Below are 19,936 nucleotides of genomic sequence, written 5' to 3'. Positions count from 1 at the left end.
TGAAGCCGCTCCACGTTGGCACGGTGCCGTCGCCGACGTCCTCTTCCTCGATCGCGCGGGACGCAGTTTGCCGAGATGGACCGACGTGCTTGAGACGGCATGATCCGTGTCGTCTGGCGTCACTGGGTTAACAACGTCGGACGTCTGCGCCCCGGTAAGCTGGCAGATCCATTCCATAACATCGGCAGCAAACGCCACCAAACAGCGGCCGAAATCCTGATGGAGGTCGCACGGGACTTTTGAGGCCGATCGCGCTTCATGGTTTGCGATCAAAGGCTGGAGCTAACCAACCCGAGTGCTGGCTACATCGCCAACCATATGTCATTCATGCTCGATCTCCTGAAGGTGCCGCGTCCGCACGCAGGTGCCGTCGACGGCCGCAGACATCTTTGGGCAGTCGCAGCCTGGATTGCCGCCTTTCACTCCGGTAGGCGCAGGAGTCGCCACGAACTTCAATAGCCCTTGACTGTATCGCAATTGAGACACATATAGGGGGTCATATCGCCATTCGATGTGAGTGGGCCACCGGCGAGTTGTTCGTTATAAGGAGTCTTGATGTGGCTGCCACTAAAATGATTCATGTTCGGGTCGAAGATGACATTCGTGAAGAGGCTTCCTTGGTTCTTGGGTCGTTCGGTCTTTCGCTTTCGGATGCCGTTCGGGTGTTTCTTCATCGAGTTGTGGCGAGCCAAAGCTTTCCTCTCGAGCTCAAGGTTCCCAACGAAACAACCCGCGCCGCCCTGACGGAGGCTCGTGAGATCAGGAAGGCCCGTAAGGCTCGCTTTATGACACCGGATGAGCTTTTCGCCGAGCTGAACGGCAAGAAGTAAATTCAGCGAGCAAGCAGCTTGAAGAATCCGAGCGACGTCAGACGCACCTCCCTTCCAAGAGCATCGGAATACACCAGACAATTTCGAAAGGACTGGAACCGATACAATAAGGCCGGGAAAATGGATATGAGTCGCGCAATCGAATTGATGACGCTGATCATTCTGAAAAGGCCACTCGGCGCTGAGTGGGCCGACCACGAGCTCTCAGGTAGAGAGTGGAAAGTGGCGAGGGAAGCACATATCGGTGGTGACTTTCTCCTTGTCTATACTGCCGATGACGACTTCGTCGAATTTGTCAGGCTTGGCTCACATTCAGAGCTGTTTGGAAGATAAGGCGCGGCGCTGGCGCGCCCGACATCGCGATTTGTATACCGCAAAAAGGGCAGAGCCGCCCAAGGGAGATTGGGGGCTTTTGCTATCCAATGCCGCATATCTGCTTGTCACGAGCACAAGCGGTAGTTCTCGTCCAGGCTCGGGGATAATGGTTACCGCTTCGCGCGTCGAATAGAAAACCGCAATCGCCGCGGTAGTCCCATCCTCTTCGACGCGCTCAAGGTGGTATGCATCCCGCCGTTCCGGTCTATTTTTGTCAGTTAACTGTAAGCGGTTTCCGACGGCCGAACGCTCGCCCGCGAGTGGAGAAGGCTTGCGTTGCGCCTTAGCTCGTGAGCCCCCCAAAACACAAATATTTCAGGTCCAGGTAATCATCGACGCCGTATTTCGAACCTTCCCGGCCAAATCCTGACTGCTTGATACCCCCGAACGGCGCGACCTCAGTCGAAATGAGCCCGGTGTTGATGCCAACCATGCCATACTCCAAGGCCTCCGCGACGGCCCACACACGGCTCATGTCCTGGGCGTAGAAATAGGCCGCAAGCCCGAATTCGGTGTCATTTGCCATCTCAATGACGTCATTGACCGCATCGAAGCGGAACAAGGGCGCCAACGGCCCGAAAGTTTCTTCGCGGGCGACCGCCATCTTGGAGGTTACCCCGGTCAGGACAGTCGGCCAGATGAAATTGCCGCCAAGAGGGTGGTCTGGCCCACCCGCCACAATGCTGGCGCCCTGAGAGACTGCATTCTCAATGTGACGCCTGACCTTGGCCACGGCGCGGTCATCGACCAGCGGGCCGATCTCGGTGCCTTCCGCAAAGCCGTCACCAACTTTGAAGGCTTTGACGCGATGCGCGAGCTTGTCGGCGAACTCTTCGTAGATACCGCTCTGCACGTAAAGGCGATTGGCGCAGACACAGGTCTGGCCAGCATTGCGGAACTTGGAGACGAGGGCTCCTTCGACGGCCGCATCGACATCGGCGTCGTCGAAGACGATGAACGGTGCGTTGCCGCCCAGTTCCATGCTGAGCTTCATGACTTGCGCCGAGGCTTGCGCCATCAGGGTGCGGCCGACCTCGGTCGACCCGGTGAACGTGAGTTTGCGAACCTTCTCGTTTTCGCAAACCTCATCGCCGAAGTCCGAGCTCTTCGTGATCGGGACAACGCTCAATAGCCCGGACGGCACCCCTGCCCTTTCCGCAAGTACGGCGAGGGCCAAGGCGGAGAGTGGCGTCAGGGCTGCCGGTTTGAAGACGATCGAGCAGCCCACCGCCAGCGCCGGAGCGATCTTGCGCGCCACCATCGCCGAGGGAAAATTCCAGGGCGTAACAGCGCCGACGACCCCGACAGGTTGCTTGATCACGACGATCCGCTTGTCACGGGCATGACCGGGGATAGTGTCGCCATAGACGCGCTTGGCCTCTTCGCCGAACCACTCGATGTAGGACGCGCCATAGAGGATCTCGCCCTTGGACTCGGCGAACGGCTTCCCCATTTCAGCGGTCAGGATCGTCGCCAGGTCATCAAGATTGGCGATCGTCAGATCATACCAGCGCCGAATGACTGCAGCGCGCTCCTTGCCGGTACGGGCAGCCCACTCCTTCTGGACGACATAGGCCACATCGATCGCATTGGCGATGTCGGCTCGGGTAAAATCGGGCAGCCTGGCCAGCACTTCGCTGGTCGAAGGGTTGGTGACCTCGAAGGTTTGTCCGGACCGGGATTGGCCGAGCCACTCCTTGCCGATCAATCCCGCTTCCCGGATCAGATCCTTGTCCTTGATCTTGTTGAGGAGTGTCGCTGATACGGCCATGGTTAGACACCTTCACTGAGTTGCGAACGGCCCCGCGCGAGAAGTGCCCGGGCCTGGGCGATAATGGGAGCGTCGATCATCTTGCCGTCGACAAGGCGCGCTGCGCCGTCCCGGGCCGCGTCGACGACGCGCTGCGCCCAGCGCAGTTGCTGTTCACTCGGCTGGAAAGCCGAGATGACATGGGAAGTCTGGGCAGGGTGTATGCAAAGCTTCCCGCCGGCCCCATGATCTAAGGCCTGCTGGCATTCGGTGGCCAGTCTGGCGGTGTCCGTGACCTCGAAGGATGGGCCATCCAACGGCAGGGGCATGCCGGCGGCCCTGCTCGCCACCGCCAGCCGCATCATGGCATGCGCTTTGAGGTCATTGGAGGCGGGCACACCCAAGTCCAGCGCAAAATCTGCGGGTCCGAAGGCCAGTCTCGCGACATGCGAATGAGCGGCCAGCGCCCCCGCCGCCTGCAGCCCTCGCGCCGTCTCGATCAGCGCCATGATCTCGATGTCGTCACCCAAAATCCGAACCATCGCGTCGAGGATCGCCGCGGACTCCGCTTTTGGCAGGCAGATGCGCCGAAGCCCGAGCGCCCCGACTGCAGCAAGGTCAGTCGTGTACCAGCTGCTGTCTTGGCTGTTGATCCGAACGTAGGTGGGGTTCCGCAATGTCAGGGCATGGTGAAGGTTGGACCGGGCGCCATCCTTGGCGGCGGGCGCAACGGCGTCCTCAAGATCGATAATAATCGCGTCGGCTCCGGACCGGTCGGCCTTTTCAAAACGCTCTGGCCGGTCGGCCGGAACGAACAAAGGCGCGACAGGCGTAAAATGCAAGTCACCCTGTGCAGACATCAGGCCACACCCCGGTCGATATCGGCTTCCATGTGCACGGCGCCGCTCCCGCCTTGCGTCCAGAGTCGCTGACCATCGATGCCGACCCTGACGGTCAGTTCACGGTCTACAATCGCCGGAGCTATCCCGCGGTAGCGAAACGCCAGGGGTATACCGGCGCCTTGGGACGCCGCGAGGTTGAGGAGAAGCGTTGCCTGGAGGGGGCCATGGACAACCAACCCCTCATAGCCTTCAGCCTCGGTCGCGTAAGGCAGATCGTAGTGGATACGGTGACCGTTAAAGGTGATCGCAGAGTAGCGGAAGAGCAACGTGGACGAAGGAACGACAGACCACACTTGCGCTGCTGGCCGGATTGCCGTGGGCTCGGCCGGTGAGGTGTTTCGAGACACGCCATTTCCCGAGATCGCAGCTTCCCGATAAACGATGTCCTGCCGTTCACTCAGTGCGAGACCACGATCGGAATGATAAGCGTGGCCGACCGCGACGAACCAGAGTTCACCGGATCGGCCTTGCTTGCGCACTATGTCCAGGATGGTGGACGCCTTGCGGACTTTGTCACCGACCCTAAGGTGATCATGCAGCTGAAGTTCACCACCAGCCCACATGCGGCGCGGCAGCGGCACAGGCGGCAACGACAGGTTCTTGGCGGGGTGTCCGTCAGCACCCAACTGGTCCATGCCGGCGATTGCCGGCGACAGGCACCAATGGATGCCCAACGAGGCGGCATCTGCGGGCAGCGGCGCTAGATGCGGTTCGAAAATGGCGCGGAAGCTCATCACGAGGCGCTCCGAAACGACATCGATGCTTTCGCTCTGACGGCCAATCCATTCTGCAGATAGCTTCTGTTCGGTCGCGTCCACTGGCCTTTACCGTCAGTACGAACGTGGCATCCCGAGCACATGCTCGGAGAGGTAGGACAGGATGAGGTTCGTCGAGATCGGCGCAACCTGGTAAAGCCTGGTCTCGCGAAACTTGCGTTCGACGTCATACTCTTCAGCGAATCCGAAACCGCCATGCGTCTGGATACAGGCGTTCGCGGCTTCATTGGAAGCATCAGCAGCCAGCATCTTGGCCATGTTCGCTTCAGCGCCGCAGTCCTGACCGGCCTCATAGAGCCGCGTGGCTTCGCGGACCATGAGTTCGGCTGCACGCATGTTCGCGTAAGCCTTAGCGATGGGAAACTGGACGCCTTGGTTGGCGCCGATGGCCCGGCCGAAGACGTTGCGGTCGCATGCGTAAGTGGAAGCCTTGTTGATCAGCCACTTGGCGTCGCCGACACATTCGGCGGCGATCAGGATCCGCTCGGCATTCATCCCGGAGAGGATATACCGGAAACCCTTGCCTTCCTCACCGATCAGGTTTTCGGCAGGGATCTTCACATTATCGAAAAAGACCTCCGTCGTGGAATGGTTCATCATCGTCCGGATCGGCCGGATTGAGAGACCCTGCTTGAGTGCTTCCTGCATATCAAGAATGAACACAGATAGGCCGTCAGTGCGCTTTGCGACCTGATCCTTCGGGGTGGTCCGGGCGAGCAGCAGCATGAGATCCGAGTACTCGGCCCGGCTGGTCCAGATTTTCTGACCGTTGACCACGTAGTGATCGCCGTTCTTCCGTGCGAAGGTACGGATTGAAGTGGTGTCGGTGCCGCTGGTCGGCTCGGTTACACCGAACGCCTGCAGCCTCAATTCTCCGGAGGCGATTTGCGGAAGATAGCACTGCTTCTGCGATTCATTGCCGTGGCGAAGCACCGTGCCCATGACATACATCTGCGCATGGCAAGCCGCACCATTGCATCCCGCCCGTTGAATCTCCTCGAGCACGGCGGCCGCTGCCGAAAGCGTCAAGCCCGACCCGCCATATTCCTCGGGGATCAGCGTCGCAAGGTAGCCGGCCTCGGTCAACGCGTTGACGAAATCCACGGGGTAGGCGCGGCCGGCATCGAGCTTGCGCCAGTATTCGCCCGGAAACCGCTCGCAGAGCCGACGCACGGCGTCGCGGATGTCCTCGTTGTCAAAGTCCTTGAACATCAGGCGCTCCGCGCGGCATGAACCTGGGGAGGCGCGTCCCCAGCGGTTTCAAACAGACCCAGCGAGCGCACCGGACGGTTGTCGGTAAGGCCCAGGATAGCGCCGATCAGGGCGGCGGCACGGGCTTGCGAAGTGCCGCCGGCGACGAGCTGCGTGCGCGCCTTCTGAGACAGCTCGGCTGCCGTCACCGGGTTATCGGGATCGCCCTTGGCGTCGTGTCGGGCGGCGAAAAAGCGTCTGCCGGAAGCCGTCTCGACGATCACCTCGGCACCCCACGATTCCGGATAGGCGGCATCGATCGACGGCGCCAGCTCGACCCTGACCTTCTTGCGTTCGCCGACCATTCGTTGCCGTGCATCAGCATCGAAGCTGGCCTGATCGACGCGGCCGTCCGCGAGCGCTATCGCCACCGTGTGCTGCAGCGAGAATTTGGCACTGTACGGATCTTCCGGAATGGGCCGGTCGCACACGTCAAGGGCCGCCCGGTAAGCCCCGACATGAACCCTTGCGATGGCTTCCCCGGCGATCTCGTTGTGCAAGGCGATCGCGCCGTCGATCGCCGGATGGGTGTGTCTGCAGCACGGCCATGGCTTGATCGAGGTCTTGATCAGTTGCCAGGCCCGCTCAGGCCCTGCCGTGACGGCCTCCGGAATCGGGTCCGGACACAGACCGGCGTAGAAGCCCTTCTCGCCTTCCAGGATGTTCTGCGCGCCCGTGAATCCTTCCTTGGCCAGGAACGAAGCGATGACGCCTGATTCCGCAGCCCTGGCGGTGTGGAGATGCTTGCTCATGGCGCCTTCGGCAAGGAACTCCCAAAGACCCGATGACTGGGTACCCGCATTCCCAAGCGCCCATACGGTCCTGGTGTCGTCGAGGCCGAGGAGCTCCGCCACGGCAAACGCCGCACCGAACGGCCCGCAGGTCGAGGTGTTGTGCCAGACCCGGTAATGCTTCTTGCCGACGGAGGTGCCGACCCGGCAGCAGGCCTCGTATCCTGCGAGAACCGCGCGAAGAAACGCTTTACCGCCAAGATCGTGGTCGTGGGCTACCGCCCAGGCCGCAGGAATGACGACACTGCCGGGATGGGTCACCGAGTCCCGGTGGAGGTCATCCATCTCCAAGATATGTGCTAGGCCGCCCAGGTAGAACGCCTTGCGGGCGGTATCGGTTTGCGCCGGCGGGGCGACCACCTTCAGCATGCGGGCGGGCTCGGTTGGCAATGCGCCGAGGGCGCAGCCGAGCGTATCCAGGACGAATAGCGATGCCCATTCGAGGTCGCGGTCGGTCACTGGCTTTTCACGGATCAACCGTGTCAGGTCGCGGGTCAAGCTCATAGTGCTGCATTTCCTATCCGTTTGGGACCTACCATATCTGGAGGACCGAACTCTTGCCGCAAAGCCCCATCGTGTTCCCCGAGCGAAGGCACACTGCCAAGCACGGGACGCATGCCATTGACAGTGACCGGCGGCGCAAACAGCTCAACCGGACCAACTGCGGTCTCAACCGATACTTTGGTGGCACTGCGATGCACCGCCAGTTCCGCCATGGTCGACACACGGCCATAGGCAATTCTGACGTTGTCAAGCAATTCGCATAATGCAGACATGGTGTAGGTCGCCAAGATCGCCTGCACGCATGCGTCAAGCGGCTCGCGGTTTTTGATGCGAAGCACGTTGCGCTCGAATCTCGGGTCCGTTGCAACCGACGGCCGGCGCAGGACACTGTCGCAGAAGACGACCCATTCGCGTTCGTTCTGGACGGCGATCAGGATTTCCCCGTCACTCACCTGAAACAGCCCGTAGGGCGCGATCGAGGGGTGGGCGAGCCCAAGCCGCCGCGGCTCCTTGCCACCGTAGTGGCGCGCCAGATATGGCACGTTCATGTATTCGGCGAGGGTGTCGAAAAGGGAAAGCTGCAGGTGAGCCCCGTCCCCAGTTCGGCTGCGCATGATCAGGGCTTCGAGGATAGCGGCGTAGGCCCCCTGTCCCGTAGCGATATCGGAGATCGATATGCCGACCCGGGTCGGGCCAGAAGTTGCGGACCCAGTGACCCCCGCCAAGCCCGCTTCCGCCTGGATCAGCAGATCGTAGGCTTTCCGCTCGTGGTCGGGTGTTCCGGGTGCGTAGCCACCGATGTCACACACGATTAGCCTGGGGAACCGCCGCCTGAGGTCGGCGCTGCCGATGCCCAACCTGTCGGTTGCGCCAGGTGCGAGGTTCTGGACGAACACGTCGGCGGTGGCGAGCATGGATTCGACCAGCGCAAGATCATCCGGCTGCTTCAGATCGACGGTGCAGGATTGCTTGCCGCGGTTGTTCCAGATGAAATAGCTGGAGAGGCCGTGAACATAATCGTCATAGCCGCGCGCGAAGTCGCCCTCGGGGCGCTCGAGCTTGATGACCCGCGCGCCCGCGTCGGCCAGACGGGACGTCGCCAAAGGCGCGGCCACGGCTTGCTCCAGCGAGATGACGGTCGTTCCCTCCAGCGCGCCTGGCATGGCTCGCTCCTTATGCTGCTTTTCCGATACCATCGCACCGGAAGGGGTCCTTCCGTCAAATAGCGTTTTGTAATGGGAGGTATAGCGAAACGGTACAGTCGGCCGCCCGCCTGCAGCACCCTAGCCGAAGAGGTTGGGTCGCTGGTTTTCGTTGGATAGCTCTGCGCTCCAGACCTGGTCCTTGACCAGCTGGCGAAGGATCTCCCACGATAGCTGCCCGACGGCGCGGGGCGCTGTCTGCAACGCCCGTTCGGTCGAGTAAGCCAGGTACACTTTACGTGTAATTGGCGGGTTTTGGAAACTCCACGCCCGAAACAAGCCGGCCTGCGCCTCAGCGTTGATCGCCATCCGCGGCAGGATCCCGTAACCGATGCCACGTGTCACCAATCTCTTGATTTGGGTGTAGGAGTCGATTTCGATCGCCGGGTTGATGGCGACCTGGACTGACGTTGCCACGGCTTCGATCAGTTCTCGCAGGCCGTGGCCCGGGCCCGGCACAACGAGGGGCAGTCCGGCGACGTCACGAAGCTCCACAGAAGAGCCCTGCAAGTCGGCCTGGCCCTGCATCGACGGGCCGGCAAAGAGACAGATTTCCTCGGACAAGCCGTGATGTACCGCGAGCCCCCGGGGATCCGAAGTTGCATAAATCATCGCGAGGTCAACCTCCCCGCGCTTCAACCATTCCAGAATGTAGCCGCTCATCGCCTCAACGATGCGGATGCGCACCTCGGGGAACCGCTCGCGGGCGGCCTCGATCAGCGGCGCCGCAAGAAGCTCGCTCACTGTACCCGGTAGGCCGAAACGCACTTCGCCGCGAGGGGCTATGGCGGCGCCCCGGACACTGTCGTTAATTTCGGCAAACTCGGCAAGGATGCGCTTGGCATGCACCATCAGCCGCGTGCCCGCTTCGGTCGCACTGACGCCGTGCGGCCCGCGATGCAGGAGAGCAAGGCCAAGCTCCTCTTCCATGTGCCTGACATGCTGGCTCAACGCGGGTTGTGCTACATGAAGCTGCGTCGCGGCTTTCGAGAACGAGCCGCTCTCGACGACCTTGGAAAAATATCTTAGCTGCCGAAGATCCAAAACGCCTCCCTACGCTCTACGGAGGGCTAGCGTATAACATTTCGTTATTGAGGGAACGACAAAAACCGGCGGTCCGTCTATCCCTGTCCCAACAAGACCACGTCGGCGCTGCCCATGGATCTTTTGATCCGTCCCGCCTGCCGGCGGACTTCGTCAATCAAGGCGGTGAGCACCACTTTCCGGGGGCTGCCTCCCTGGGGCCGCACCACGGCTATAGTGCGGACCATGGCGCTGTCGGCGATCGCATAAGCGCTCAGCACGTGCCCGGCCAGTTCACGCGTGACGCTCGAGTGCGGCAGAATGGTTGCGTGCTGGGTGGTTTTGTCCGCAATGACAGCTTTTACGGCGTTGAGCGAGTCGAGTTCGAGTTCCGGCTGCAGCGCGATGCCACGCTCGCGATAGACCCGATCGATGATCCGCCGCAGTTCATGGATTTCGCTCGGCAATATCAACTTTAACCGGCTGATGTCACTCAGCTGGCGCGGCGCGTCGACCTGAGCGCGGGTATAAGAGGTTACCAGCACGAGGCGCTCTGCGAACAGATCCACGATGTCGAGCTGATCCGGCGCACTCGGCCGATAGGTGAGCGCAGCGTCGAGGCGGCCGCCGCGCATGAGACTAGCAAGGTCGCCGCTGTAGGCTTCGACAACATTCAGCGTCACACCCTGATACTGGGCTTCAACAAAATTGCGTATGTCTTCCAGAAACAGCGGCACAATGGTCGGGCATATGCCAAGTGAGATCTCGCCTTTGAGCTTATCCGAGCGCTGGCGCACCTCACGGACCGCATGATCGAGCCCATCGATGTGCAGGCGCGACTGGCCAAGGAGGAACCGTCCTTCGGCCGTAGGCTCGGCACCGCGCCCACTTCGGTTAATCAACGAGATACCGACTTCCTTTTCGAGCAGCTTGATTTGTCGCGTCAGGGACGGCTGGGCGACCCCTATGGATTGGGACGCGCGGGAGAAGCCGCCGTGCTCGCAAACCGCGATGAAATAGCGCAGACGCCTGAGGTCGATGCCTTCCATGCCCTGCCCCGGTTACCGGCCGGTCACGCGGTCGAGGAGCCGTGCGATCCACGGGGTCGAAACTGGCTCTAACAATGGGTTCACCTCCGGCACGAGGACGATCCCGTGGCTAGGACGTTCATCGATAACGGACAGGCGTCCTTGATAGGCCAACCACCACACGATGAATACGCCGACAAACCAGAACAGGACCTGCCAGATCAGCAGCGAAGGCACTCCCGGTGCCACCACCGTGCCAGCAAAAATCGGCTCGCTGAAAAATGTGTTGCCGAGGATTGCACCGGGGCCGAGCGCGAAAAACGCCCACAGAAGTGTCAGGGCCCATTTGGCCGTTGTGGCCGCCTGGCTCCCGTTACGCGCCGGCTGGCTCTCCTCAAAGGCGTCATGGAGGCGATCCCTGCGATCCCGCTCGGCGCCGCTGCGAGTAAACAGGGACACAAGGAGGCACGCCGTAAAATTGGTCGCAAGTCCCCATCCCGCCGAATGGACCGACAAGGGCCAGCGACCCCATGGCAGGTCGACGAAGAGCCGCTCGAACAGCACCAGCCCAAAGCTCTCGGTGAACACCACACAAAGGCTTCCGACAATCAAACCGGCCAGAACACCGCTGCGGCTGATCCAACGCATCCAGCACAACCCGAGCACCGCAGGCAGCAGCTGCATGGACAGGCTGAGCGTGAGGGATGAGAAGATTGTAGCGCTGAGGGGCGCAAAGCTCGCGACGGCAGCGACTGCTCCGTAGACGAGCGCCAGGGTCACGCGCGCGGCAAACCGCGTCGAACGCTGGTCCATGCCCGGGATAATGTATCGTGACGTCAGCTCGATGGTGCACACCGATGCACCTGATCCGGCAAAGAATGCGACGGCGATCTGGCTCGACGCGACCAGAAGAAGTGTAAAGCCCACCGCCACCATCGGATCGAGCGTTGCCAGTCGTGTCGTGAAGGCTGTCAGCGAGCCACTGGCCGCAATCTCCGCGGCCAGAACCGGCCCGATCAGTATCAGGGTGCCAGCCGCGAGGCCCGCGATCATCCAGACCTGGCCAAATGCAAGGCCGCGGCGCGGCGCACTTGTCACGCCCAGAAAGCTGAAGCCGGGACTGATGGCGATGCCGCCCAGAGACAGGGCGAACGTCAGTCCCGCGAAGGTGGTCCAGAGCCCCCCGGCCGGCAGCTCCTTGCCAATGCCGGCGCTAAACTGGATCACGCCCGGGATCTTGTCCGGCAGCACACCGCTGGCTGTACCAATCCCGTTGACGGCGAATGCCAATTTGTCGAGCGTAATGCCCGTGAACCCGCCGAAAAATACCATGAGGGCCAGGACCAGCAGGGACTGGGCGGCGACAAGATAGGCAATCCCGCGCCAGCCTCCGATCACGCTGCAGAGGAACAGGACGAACGCGATCGACCAGATTGCGAGACCGGACGGAACGTCGTTGGCGGTCGCGGCGCTCACCAGGGCACCCGCCTGAGACAGGCACATCGCTGCAAAGGGGATGCTGAAAAGGAACAGCACGAGCAGCAAATAGATGCGAAGGGTCGTGCTACCGAAGTAATCGCCCAGCAGGTCACCAAGCGTGCGCAGCGAGGTCAGCCGGGCGGCAAGCCAGACCCGCTTCTGCGTGATGGCAGCGCAAAGGGCGATACAGATGAGACCGACTGCAACCTGGTTATATTGAAGGCCGAAGGTGGCGAGTAAAAGCAGGTGATCGGGAAGGCTGAGGCTGGCCAAGGTGATGCCGGCGCCGGCGAAGATGGTCACCCATGGCGGCAATGCCAGGCCCGCGTCGACGAAATCACCGGGTTGCTGGGTGTGACGGCCGCTGATGGTCGCAAGGTAAAGGCCCAGGACCGCGACAATGCCGAGCACGGAAACCAAGAGCGGGGTCATATATGGTCTCCCGGCGAGCGTGAGCGGAAGTCCCGGATAACGTCGAACGCTGCGAAGGCCTGCCGTGCCCCGTACCGGGTGATCAGGTAGAAAACGACCACGGCCCCCGTTGTGATAAAACCGATGCTCAGCGGCAAGAAGTTGTGCGCGGCAAACGACGCGCTAACCAGCGAGAGGACAACGAACAACACAAGCGCGAGTCCGTAGATGACCAGGCCGAGCCCCAGTTCTCGGGGCGAGAAACCCGTCCCGTAGACCACATTGACGATCACGTGGGCGACAAAGCCTGCCAGAATGGCCGCGAACCCGGCAAGGATATAGGGTGTTCCGCCCCGGCCAAATCCATACTCAAACAGGATCGCGGCGGGCATGGCCGCTGCCAACCAGCAGGCCATGACCAAGGCGTGGCGGTCCAGCGCTTCGTTTTTGCCGAGCGGGGTCATCGGTTGCTCTCGCTAGTTTCGTACGCGCTCAGTCGTCCTTGTCCTTCGGCGCATCCGGACCCTGGAAGTTCCGGAACGACATGCCGCCGGCGCTTCCGAGGTTTTCGATCGGCAGTCCCAGGTCCTTCATGAGACCGTCTACGAAGGCGACCTGAGTGCGATACTTCATGGCGGAATTCACCACACGGTCTGTCATGTTGCCGCCGCCAGAGCCGCCCTCTCCCCCGCCACCCATCTCGGACGGGCTGTTGAGACCCGGCAGCCCGTCGACCTGGAGGATCTTGATCGATTCGATGTTTTCCATCGGCTTGACCGTTTCGCGGATGATGCTCGGCAGATTGCTGACGAGGTTTTCGTAGATGGCACTGCGTCTGCTGGCATCCGAACGGGTGTTTTCGGACTCGTTGAGCATGCGCTTCCCGGCGGCGTCCTTGGCATAGCGGACCTCGGCCGCATTGGAGTCGGCGATTTCCGCCAGCGCCCTGAGTTCCGTGGCTTCCTTCTCGGCCTTTGCCGAAGAAACGACGCGTTGGGCGTCACGCTCGACCCTGGACGAGGACTGAATGAGCTCGATCCGCTTGATGCGTTCGGCCACCTCTTCTTCGCGTGCGCTGTTGACCTGCTCTTCCTGTTCAACCTGTTTTTTCAGGGCTTCCGCAGCCTCGGTCTTTGCGTAGGCTTCCTCGATCGACTTGTTGATCACCGCGATCAGGCGCTCCTTGTCGATGATTTCGACTTCCTTCTGCTGCTCGATCTCAAACTTATCGACAAACTTCCGCGCAGCGATGCGCAACTCGTCGATCTGGCGGTTGGCGGCGATCGACGCGTCCTGAATCTCCTGAAACGCCTTGGTTTCGGCGAGCTTGATCTTCTGGTTTTTCTCGATCTCGAGCTGCACGATTTCCTCGTCGACCCTCAAGCGTTCGACATCGACATCGTAACGTTTCTTCAGGCGCGCCTTTTCCTGGTCAGCCTCAGCAAGTTCGTTGCTGATGCGAACCTCTTTCGACTTCGCCACGGCGAGCAATTCAATGGTTTTATCGGTTTCAATACGGTGCGACTCGGTTATCCGCTGGTTCTCCAGTTTGGCCTGGTCGATCTCTGCCGATGACGTCGTCTCGATGATCGACAGCTCCTGACGCGAACGGATTTCAAACTCCTTCACATGCTGCTCGTTGTCGATCCGCTCCGCCTCAACTTCCCGGCGGTTCTGGATCCTCTGCATCTCGAGCTCACGGCGCGACATAATCTCCGTCAATTCGGTCTCTTGCTGTTTCCTGATCTCCAATGACCGCACCTCCGACTGAGTGTTGATCCGTTCGGAATCGATGAGCCGGTCCTTGGCGATACGAATCCGCTCGCCTTCTTGTTCGCTGCGGATCCTGGCGTTCTGAATACTGATTGTGGAACTAGATCTCTCGGCCTCAATCTCGGCCAGTTGGGCGGCTTTACGGATTTCGATCGCTTGCGTCTGTTCGATGCGGGCGTATTCGAGGTCACGCTCGATCTCCAGAGACCGCTGCTCGGTCTCGAAATCCTTGAGCTTGATGCCGATCCGCGATTCGTTTTCGATGCGGTTGCGAAGCTGGCGGCGCTCTTCGATCTGCTCGGTCAGCTGCGTCAGGCCTTCGGCATCGAACGCATTGGAGGGATCAAATACGGAGATGTCGGTCTGGTTGAGGCTCGTCAGAGAGGCATTTTCAAGCTCGAGGCCATTCGACCCCAGGGTCGTCGCCGCCAGGGCGGCCGCCTCACTCATGTAGCGGCCGCGATTGGTGTGGATTTCATCCATGGTCATCGTGGAGGCGATGGCCGACATCGCATCGATGAACCGGCCCTGAACGATCTCCTTCAGCGCGGCAGGGTTCTGGGTGCGGTCACCGAGGGTGCGGGCCGCAGTCGACACCCCGGCTTCCGTCGGCACCACCCGCACGAAGAACTCGGCGATGATGTCGATGCGCATTTTGTTCCTGGTGATCAGGGATTGCTCGCCGAGCCTCCGGATCTCCACCGGGATCGCGTTCATGTTGACGCGCGTGATGTCGTGGACAATCGGGATGATCAGCGCACCACCGCCCATGACCACCCGCTCGCCGCCGAGGCCGGTTCGGACGAAGGACTGGTCTTTTGACGAGTGTCTGTAAAGCCAGTGCAGCAGATAGACACCGATCGCGATGATGATCGTTATGAGAATAACGACTGCGATCACATCAGAGCCATTCATGGGACGATCCTCCACTTAACCGCGGGCGCCGAGCAGGTTGGCGCGAAAGATTGACAGCCTTCAGAAACGCTCCTCGCCGGCGACGGCGAGGACGATCATTGAGACAGCGATGAGATTGATAAGGTCAGCAACGGTGTAGAGCACAATGATCGGTGCCACGTGTCCCGTGCCGATAACGACATCCACGAAATGCAGGATCGGGTAAATCACCCAACCGATGGTCATGATCAGCCTGATCCAGAAATAACCGAGCCGGATGGGCCGCGTCGACTTGCCAACGGCATCTGCCATGGCGCCGAAATACAATTCGCCCAGGATATAAAGCCAGAACGCGATCGACAGCAGCACGCCAAGGGTTGGGTTGAAAAGCCGTGCATCACCGAGGTAGCGAGCAAGCACCATCAGGATTGCCGCGGCCAGTGTCCGCCAGAACACGCCCACGGGCACTTTCCCTGCAATGCAGGTAAAGAAAAACACCGATGCGACCTGCATCGGCTGGACCACGAACCACGCGACGTAGCGTGAGGCGGCGCTGAGCTGCTGGCCCACCAGCCAGATGTTGGAGGCAGCATAGTATTCAAGGCCCGACGCCAGGAGCGCAACGGCTGACAGCGCCAGGGGAACCCGCCAGCGCTCTGACGTCCATGTCAGGCCCAGCATTGCCAGGGCAGCTGTGGCAAACATGGCAAGGGTTGCAACGCTGAGCGCGGTGCTGACCACGGCGCTGGACTGAAAGAGTGTTCCAAACATGGGCTTTCCCTAGACCTGGGCTCTGATGTGAGGGGCGCGGCCGTAGAGCGCGACCATCGGCAGGATCAGAAGACCGAAAATGAATTGTTGCCATTCGTATTTGAGCCCGATGCCAATCAGGAAGGCGCTCAGGACTTGCAGGACGAGTACCCCGATCACGGTGTAGCCATAGCCGCCATATCCGCCCATGAGCGACGTCCCGCCGATCACGACTGCGGCCAGGGTTGTGAAAAGATACTGGTCGCCGACCCCGATGAAGCCACCCCCGCTCCAACCGAGCAGGAGCGCCCCGGTCAACGCCGCGGAGAAGCCGCTGATGGTGTAGGCGAGTGTCCAGTATTTGAACTCGGAGACGCCGATCAGCTTGGCCGAGCGGCGATTGCCGCCCAGGGCGTAGATGTAGCGGCCGAAGGCGGAATAACGCAGGCCAACGATGACTATGACCGCGATGACAATCCACAACAGGATCGTTGGCGGGACAGCCAGGCCGAAGGTACGACCGTTCATGGCGGCGAGATTTTGCAGCCATTTCGGAACGGTCCCAAAGACGTTGCCGCCAAAGGACGATCCAATGCTGGTCAGAATCTGGACAAGCCCAGCGATTGCAAATCCCATTCCGAGGGTGAGGATCAATGCCTGACCTTGCAGGCGGTAGGACAGAACGCCGTTCAAGAAACCCAAGGCACCGCCGATGATCAGCACGAACACCACCGCGAGCCAGGGCGGTACGCCAAGACCGATCAGGAACAAAAGCCCTATGTTGGACGCGCCGATAACAAACGGGATCGAGAGGTCCAAGCCGCCGAGCAACGCCACCAGCGTTTGCCCGACGCAGGCAATGCCCAGGAAGGCTGCAAACAGCAAAATTGCTTTGATGTTGGCTGCGGAGAGGAACCCGTTGATCGTAAAGGAACTGATCACAATCAGCGCCAGCAGCACAATCAGTCCAATAAAGGCGCTGCGGCCATGGGCGAAACGGTTACCGACCTTGAACGCAAAGACCAGGATCGCTTCCAGCAGCAGGAAGGCTATCAGGTTGCCAAGGGATCTGAAGGACGGGACCGTGGCCGTGATCAGCAGATACACGATCAACATCACCGCCATGGTGATGATCAGAACTCGGTTGCCGGCCCAGACGCCACCGGCGCCAGCCGGGGCTGCAGTGTCGGTTTCAAGAGACGAAGATCGGGACTCGAAGATGACGGCGACGTAGTTGATCAGCCAGAACAGCACGGCGGCCAGAACGATGGTGTAGAGGATGACGATCTGGGCGCTGAGCCCCTGCCAAAAACCCAGGCTGAAGCTGATCGCCGCCACCACGAACGTGACGGCGAGGTTAAGCCACACCAAGGCGCGCGAATGGGGGATGAAGAGACCGCCATTGCGGCCGCCGTCGCCGAAAGTCTGACTCATGGCCCGATCCCCAACGATTGTCCTGTCGCCAGAATTCCGGCCGCGTGGCTTTGCTGGCCGACGACCAGGAAGAGGAGCAGGATGAGTGCCGAGACGAAGACATAGATGAAGGCGCCAAGGCGCACGGAAACCGCTTCAGCTACGATGACGCGGACAGTGAACGTCAGCACGGCCAAGATGACGGCGAAGCCGAAGACGATCTTTTGCAGCGGCGTGAGATCGGGCAGAGCCGGCCCGCTTCCCGACTGTACGGGCAGCAGCAGATAGCGGGTCATCACGTCCGGATTGGACTTGAAGGCCTCGCCGGCGACGGCCACGCCATAGGTATCGCGGGTGCTGATGTACAGCATGATCCCGACGACCACGCAGCCCAGGACCGCGAAGGCCGCAAAGGGTGAAATGAAGTGGAGGTATCGCCCGATGATGGGGACCAGAAGGGTCAGCAAGAGCGACAGAACGAGGATCAGCCCGTAGAAAAGCTGCGTCACAAAGGCTTGCGTGGAACCGAAATTGAACGTGGCAAGAACATAGCCGATAAGAAAGAGGTTGAGCGCGCCCAGCAGCCCGCCAGCCACGCCACCGCGTCCACCGGACAGGCTGACCCCGCCCAGCACCAGGGCGGTCACTGCCGTCAGCGTCATGGTGGTGCCCTGTGTCGGATCTCCTGACGAAATCAGGGCGGTATAGCAGATCGCGCCCAAGCCAACGAAGAGACCTGCGATGATGTGAGCCCCAATACGCACCACGTTGATGCGGACGCCGCTCGTATAAGCCGCACGCTCATCGTAGCCCATCAAACGCAAATTCGCGTAAAACGACGTCGTGGTGAACAGCAGCCAGGCCGCGATAGCCAGCAGCACGATCAGCAAGATCGGTGAAAAGATCGTGTTGCCGAGGCCCCAGGACGACATCCAGTCCGGTGCGGTGCCGCCAGGTCTTGGGAGGATGACGAGGTTGATCCCGGTCAGGGCCAGAAAGCCACTGAGCGCTACAATGATCGGCTGGACGCGCACGAAAATGATGATGAGGGCAAAGAAGAGCTGATAGAGAACGCCAATCCCCAGGGCGACCAGAAAGACGCCAAAGGGACCCGTGACGATGCCAAGGCCATTGAGCTTGACGATCGTGACGTTGATGAAGGCGAGCAAGGGTCCGACCGCAAGGTCGACTGTCCCACGTCCCGCCACAGCCAGGGCCATGAGTGAGAATGTCGCCAGGATCAGGGGCGCCGACACGATGATCGCGCTACCGAACCCCGACAAGGACACAAGGTTCGGCCCCCTGATGACCGCGGTACTCAAGAGCAGCGCGATCAGCAGGATCGGGACCAACAGGTAGGTGTTCTGGGAACCCCTGGACTGGGACATCAACATTTGTCTTTCGTTGCTAGCGCAACCTAGAACTCGATGACCTTCCGGCCTTCACTGGTCCGCTCACTGCGAGCGGTCGACCGAGTTTCGGAAATGCTCCGTCCGGAAAGGGCGTTGCTGCCCTGGCCGCGCCGTTCGGGATCCGCACCAAGGATCTTCTTCAGCACCGGCGTGATCACTTCCTTGAATTTTGCCGGGTCTTCCGAGGTCGGGAAGTGGCCGCCGCCAAAGATGATGCATTCCGAATTCTTGACTTTTTCGGCCGTGCGCTGGGTCATTTCCGGCGTGCAGGCGAAGTCATACTCACCGGTAAGGAAATAGATCGGCACCTTCCCAGAAATCTTCTGGCATTGATCCCGGAAGTCAGAATCGACGCTGTAAAAGTACAGATCGCCCTTGAAGATGCCGGGACCGCCCTGCGCGTAGTACCACCAGGTTTCCCACCGATAGTCGTCCGGCGAGAGCGGTGCCATGAGGCCGAACACCGAAGTCGCAACCACCTCGCCGCCATGGATATGGGGGTGATGCAGCGCGTCGATCCACCATCCCGGCGAGTAGTCGCATGCCTCTAGCGCGATAAAGGCCGAAAACTCGCTCTCATAGCGCAATGCCAGCGCCAGGCAGATGTTGCCGCCCATCGACTGGCCCATGAGGACCGGCTTGCGCAGTTCGAGGGCCCGACAGAACGCCACGATGAACTCACAGTAAAATTTGGTTGTGAGTTTGTACTCGTCTTCCATCAGGTGAAAGTCTGCAGGCGGGATCGACTTGCCGTGCCAGGGCATGTCGAAAGCGATAACGCGGAAATTCAGGCTGATGTCCGGGTCGCACAACTGGTGCCGATACTGGCGCCCGTCCGTGCCGGCCGTGTGCAGGCAGACCATCGGAATGCCCTCGCCGTGTTCCTCGTAATAGGTGCGGTACGTCTTGCCTTCGCACTGGACGTAGACGTAGCGCCCAACGATTGGATCGTGTGTATTCATGACAACTCTCCTGCGCTGCCGTTAAACTTGTCGCATCAGCGAGAGCATGCGCGTCAGCGCCCGCAGATTTTGCCAGAAGGGGAGCGAATTGCCCTCGATAATCAGCTGCTTGTGCAGCGGATGCGCCATCGCCCATATGTCGTTGAACATCGGCGGTGGGATTTCCTGGGCAAATTTCGACCAGGCGCTGCTCGGCGCCTTGAGCCAAAATTCGACTCCCATGTCATTCGGAGTGAGGCCTTGCGCAATCTTCTGGATCTTGCCGCCCCGGACGTCGACGAGATACTCCGTGTCGTCGAAGCCGAGCACGAACTTACTCGTGAAAAACCGCCCTACTACCGGCAAAATGCGGTCGTCATTGACCTTCCTTGCCCATCGCTCGATCCACTCCAGATCAAAGCTGCTCCTGC

General features: G+C 60.6%; 20 protein-coding genes. 4 read left to right on the top strand and 16 right to left on the bottom strand.

The window, feature by feature from the left end; genetic code table 11:
* Positions 1-99: 99 nt before the first annotated feature.
* The 3 genes from AC07FD_RS37665 to AC07FD_RS37655 all read left to right on the top strand — a co-directional run bounded on the left by AC07FD_RS37665 (position 100) and on the right by AC07FD_RS37655 (position 1,163).
* Entirely contained in the window at positions 100-243 is a 144-nt protein-coding gene (locus AC07FD_RS37665; RefSeq protein ID WP_167392285.1) for a hypothetical protein, read from the top strand.
* A gap of 314 nt (positions 244-557) precedes the next feature.
* Positions 558-830 carry a type II toxin-antitoxin system RelB/DinJ family antitoxin gene (locus tag AC07FD_RS37660; RefSeq protein WP_245331265.1) on the top strand — a complete coding sequence of 91 codons (273 nt, stop codon included), beginning with the start codon at positions 558-560 and terminating at the stop codon, positions 828-830.
* 18 nt (positions 831-848) lie between these two features.
* A complete protein-coding gene (locus AC07FD_RS37655; protein ID WP_478353938.1) occupies positions 849-1,163 on the top strand; it encodes a type II toxin-antitoxin system YafQ family toxin in 315 nt (104 codons plus the stop codon).
* A 325-nt stretch (positions 1,164-1,488) separates the two neighbouring features.
* On the opposite strand, the gene AC07FD_RS37650 is transcribed toward AC07FD_RS37655, so the two are convergent.
* The 14 genes from AC07FD_RS37650 to AC07FD_RS37585 all read right to left on the bottom strand — a co-directional run bounded on the left by AC07FD_RS37650 (position 1,489) and on the right by AC07FD_RS37585 (position 18,372).
* Positions 1,489-2,976 (bottom strand): NAD-dependent succinate-semialdehyde dehydrogenase, encoded by a 1,488-nt coding sequence (locus AC07FD_RS37650; RefSeq protein ID WP_095090173.1) that lies wholly within the window; start codon positions 2,974-2,976, stop codon positions 1,489-1,491.
* A 2-nt stretch (positions 2,977-2,978) separates the two neighbouring features.
* Positions 2,979-3,815, bottom strand: a complete 837-nt coding sequence (locus tag AC07FD_RS37645; protein ID WP_095090175.1) for an HpcH/HpaI aldolase/citrate lyase family protein — start codon at positions 3,813-3,815, stop codon at positions 2,979-2,981.
* The gene (locus AC07FD_RS37640) at positions 3,815-4,675 is read right to left on the bottom strand and encodes an HTD2 family dehydratase (RefSeq protein WP_478353937.1); all 861 of its coding nucleotides are present in this window, start codon (positions 4,673-4,675) and stop codon (positions 3,815-3,817) included. Before AC07FD_RS37640 ends, AC07FD_RS37645 begins: the two co-directional genes overlap by 1 nt.
* A 12-nt stretch (positions 4,676-4,687) precedes the next feature.
* A complete protein-coding gene (locus AC07FD_RS37635) occupies positions 4,688-5,845 on the bottom strand; it encodes an acyl-CoA dehydrogenase family protein (protein ID WP_095090180.1) in 1,158 nt (385 codons plus the stop codon).
* A complete protein-coding gene (locus AC07FD_RS37630) occupies positions 5,845-7,179 on the bottom strand; it encodes an MmgE/PrpD family protein (protein ID WP_478353936.1) in 1,335 nt (444 codons plus the stop codon). The genes AC07FD_RS37635 and AC07FD_RS37630 overlap by 1 nt, the downstream gene beginning before the upstream one ends.
* Complete coding sequence (locus AC07FD_RS37625; protein WP_095090511.1) at positions 7,176-8,342, bottom strand: CaiB/BaiF CoA transferase family protein; 1,167 nt, start codon at positions 8,340-8,342, stop codon at positions 7,176-7,178. The genes AC07FD_RS37630 and AC07FD_RS37625 overlap by 4 nt, the downstream gene beginning before the upstream one ends.
* A gap of 120 nt (positions 8,343-8,462) precedes the next feature.
* Positions 8,463-9,425, bottom strand: a complete 963-nt coding sequence (locus tag AC07FD_RS37620; protein WP_095090188.1) for a LysR family transcriptional regulator — start codon at positions 9,423-9,425, stop codon at positions 8,463-8,465.
* A 77-nt stretch (positions 9,426-9,502) separates the two neighbouring features.
* Positions 9,503-10,453, bottom strand: coding sequence for a LysR family transcriptional regulator (locus AC07FD_RS37615; protein ID WP_478353935.1), 951 nt, complete (start codon positions 10,451-10,453; stop codon positions 9,503-9,505).
* A 12-nt stretch (positions 10,454-10,465) separates the two neighbouring features.
* Positions 10,466-12,343 carry a hypothetical protein gene (locus AC07FD_RS37610; RefSeq protein ID WP_378921778.1) on the bottom strand — a complete coding sequence of 626 codons (1,878 nt, stop codon included), beginning with the start codon at positions 12,341-12,343 and terminating at the stop codon, positions 10,466-10,468.
* Positions 12,340-12,786 (bottom strand): hypothetical protein, encoded by a 447-nt coding sequence (locus AC07FD_RS37605; RefSeq protein ID WP_095090196.1) that lies wholly within the window; start codon positions 12,784-12,786, stop codon positions 12,340-12,342. Before AC07FD_RS37605 ends, AC07FD_RS37610 begins: the two co-directional genes overlap by 4 nt.
* 28 nt (positions 12,787-12,814) lie before the next feature.
* On the bottom strand, positions 12,815-15,010 hold the full coding sequence (locus AC07FD_RS37600; protein WP_095090197.1) for a flotillin family protein: 2,196 nt from the start codon (positions 15,008-15,010) through the stop codon (positions 12,815-12,817).
* A gap of 60 nt (positions 15,011-15,070) precedes the next feature.
* Entirely contained in the window at positions 15,071-15,760 is a 690-nt protein-coding gene (locus AC07FD_RS37595) for a bacteriorhodopsin (protein ID WP_095090198.1), read from the bottom strand.
* A gap of 9 nt (positions 15,761-15,769) precedes the next feature.
* Complete coding sequence (locus AC07FD_RS37590) at positions 15,770-17,173, bottom strand: ABC transporter permease (RefSeq protein ID WP_095090199.1); 1,404 nt, start codon at positions 17,171-17,173, stop codon at positions 15,770-15,772.
* Positions 17,170-18,372 carry an ABC transporter permease subunit gene (locus AC07FD_RS37585; protein ID WP_378921793.1) on the bottom strand — a complete coding sequence of 401 codons (1,203 nt, stop codon included), beginning with the start codon at positions 18,370-18,372 and terminating at the stop codon, positions 17,170-17,172. Before AC07FD_RS37585 ends, AC07FD_RS37590 begins: the two co-directional genes overlap by 4 nt.
* Here AC07FD_RS37585 and AC07FD_RS37580 point away from each other — a divergent pair.
* The gene (locus tag AC07FD_RS37580) at positions 18,371-18,511 is read left to right on the top strand and encodes a hypothetical protein (protein ID WP_378921795.1); all 141 of its coding nucleotides are present in this window, start codon (positions 18,371-18,373) and stop codon (positions 18,509-18,511) included. The two genes, AC07FD_RS37585 and AC07FD_RS37580, sit on opposite strands and share 2 nt — an antisense overlap.
* Positions 18,512-18,569: 58 nt before the next feature.
* Here the strand turns inward: AC07FD_RS37580 and AC07FD_RS37575 are convergent, their stop codons facing one another.
* The gene (locus AC07FD_RS37575; protein ID WP_095090200.1) at positions 18,570-19,526 is read right to left on the bottom strand and encodes an alpha/beta fold hydrolase; all 957 of its coding nucleotides are present in this window, start codon (positions 19,524-19,526) and stop codon (positions 18,570-18,572) included.
* A gap of 21 nt (positions 19,527-19,547) precedes the next feature.
* Positions 19,548-19,835 carry a hypothetical protein gene (locus tag AC07FD_RS37570; RefSeq protein WP_095090201.1) on the bottom strand — a complete coding sequence of 96 codons (288 nt, stop codon included), beginning with the start codon at positions 19,833-19,835 and terminating at the stop codon, positions 19,548-19,550.
* Positions 19,836-19,936 lie beyond the last annotated feature (101 nt).

The organism is Mesorhizobium waitakense (assembly GCF_056431085.1).
Note: the sequence above shows the minus strand (reverse complement) of the source record. Positions and strands in the feature narration are given on the sequence as shown.

What these genes read in the sequence shown, in the direction of transcription:
- AC07FD_RS37625 (WP_095090511.1), bottom strand. Translation starts at nt 8,342, where the DNA reads ATGCCAGGCGCGCTGGAGGGAACGACCGTCATCTCGCTGGAGCAAGCC.
- AC07FD_RS37575 (WP_095090200.1), bottom strand. Translation starts at nt 19,526, where the DNA reads ATGAATACACACGATCCAATCGTTGGGCGCTACGTCTACGTCCAGTGC.
- AC07FD_RS37595 (WP_095090198.1), bottom strand. Translation starts at nt 15,760, where the DNA reads ATGTTTGGAACACTCTTTCAGTCCAGCGCCGTGGTCAGCACCGCGCTC.
- AC07FD_RS37590 (WP_095090199.1), bottom strand. Translation starts at nt 17,173, where the DNA reads ATGAGTCAGACTTTCGGCGACGGCGGCCGCAATGGCGGTCTCTTCATC.
- AC07FD_RS37615 (WP_478353935.1), bottom strand. Translation starts at nt 10,453, where the DNA reads ATGGAAGGCATCGACCTCAGGCGTCTGCGCTATTTCATCGCGGTTTGC.
- AC07FD_RS37645 (WP_095090175.1), bottom strand. Translation starts at nt 3,815, where the DNA reads ATGTCTGCACAGGGTGACTTGCATTTTACGCCTGTCGCGCCTTTGTTC.
- AC07FD_RS37580 (WP_378921795.1), top strand. Translation starts at nt 18,371, where the DNA reads ATGAGTGAGAATGTCGCCAGGATCAGGGGCGCCGACACGATGATCGCG.
- AC07FD_RS37635 (WP_095090180.1), bottom strand. Translation starts at nt 5,845, where the DNA reads ATGTTCAAGGACTTTGACAACGAGGACATCCGCGACGCCGTGCGTCGG.
- AC07FD_RS37585 (WP_378921793.1), bottom strand. Translation starts at nt 18,372, where the DNA reads ATGGCCCTGGCTGTGGCGGGACGTGGGACAGTCGACCTTGCGGTCGGA.
- AC07FD_RS37650 (WP_095090173.1), bottom strand. Translation starts at nt 2,976, where the DNA reads ATGGCCGTATCAGCGACACTCCTCAACAAGATCAAGGACAAGGATCTG.
- AC07FD_RS37610 (WP_378921778.1), bottom strand. Translation starts at nt 12,343, where the DNA reads ATGACCCCGCTCTTGGTTTCCGTGCTCGGCATTGTCGCGGTCCTGGGC.
- AC07FD_RS37630 (WP_478353936.1), bottom strand. Translation starts at nt 7,179, where the DNA reads ATGAGCTTGACCCGCGACCTGACACGGTTGATCCGTGAAAAGCCAGTG.
- AC07FD_RS37605 (WP_095090196.1), bottom strand. Translation starts at nt 12,786, where the DNA reads ATGACCCCGCTCGGCAAAAACGAAGCGCTGGACCGCCACGCCTTGGTC.
- AC07FD_RS37600 (WP_095090197.1), bottom strand. Translation starts at nt 15,010, where the DNA reads ATGAATGGCTCTGATGTGATCGCAGTCGTTATTCTCATAACGATCATC.
- AC07FD_RS37665 (WP_167392285.1), top strand. Translation starts at nt 100, where the DNA reads ATGATCCGTGTCGTCTGGCGTCACTGGGTTAACAACGTCGGACGTCTG.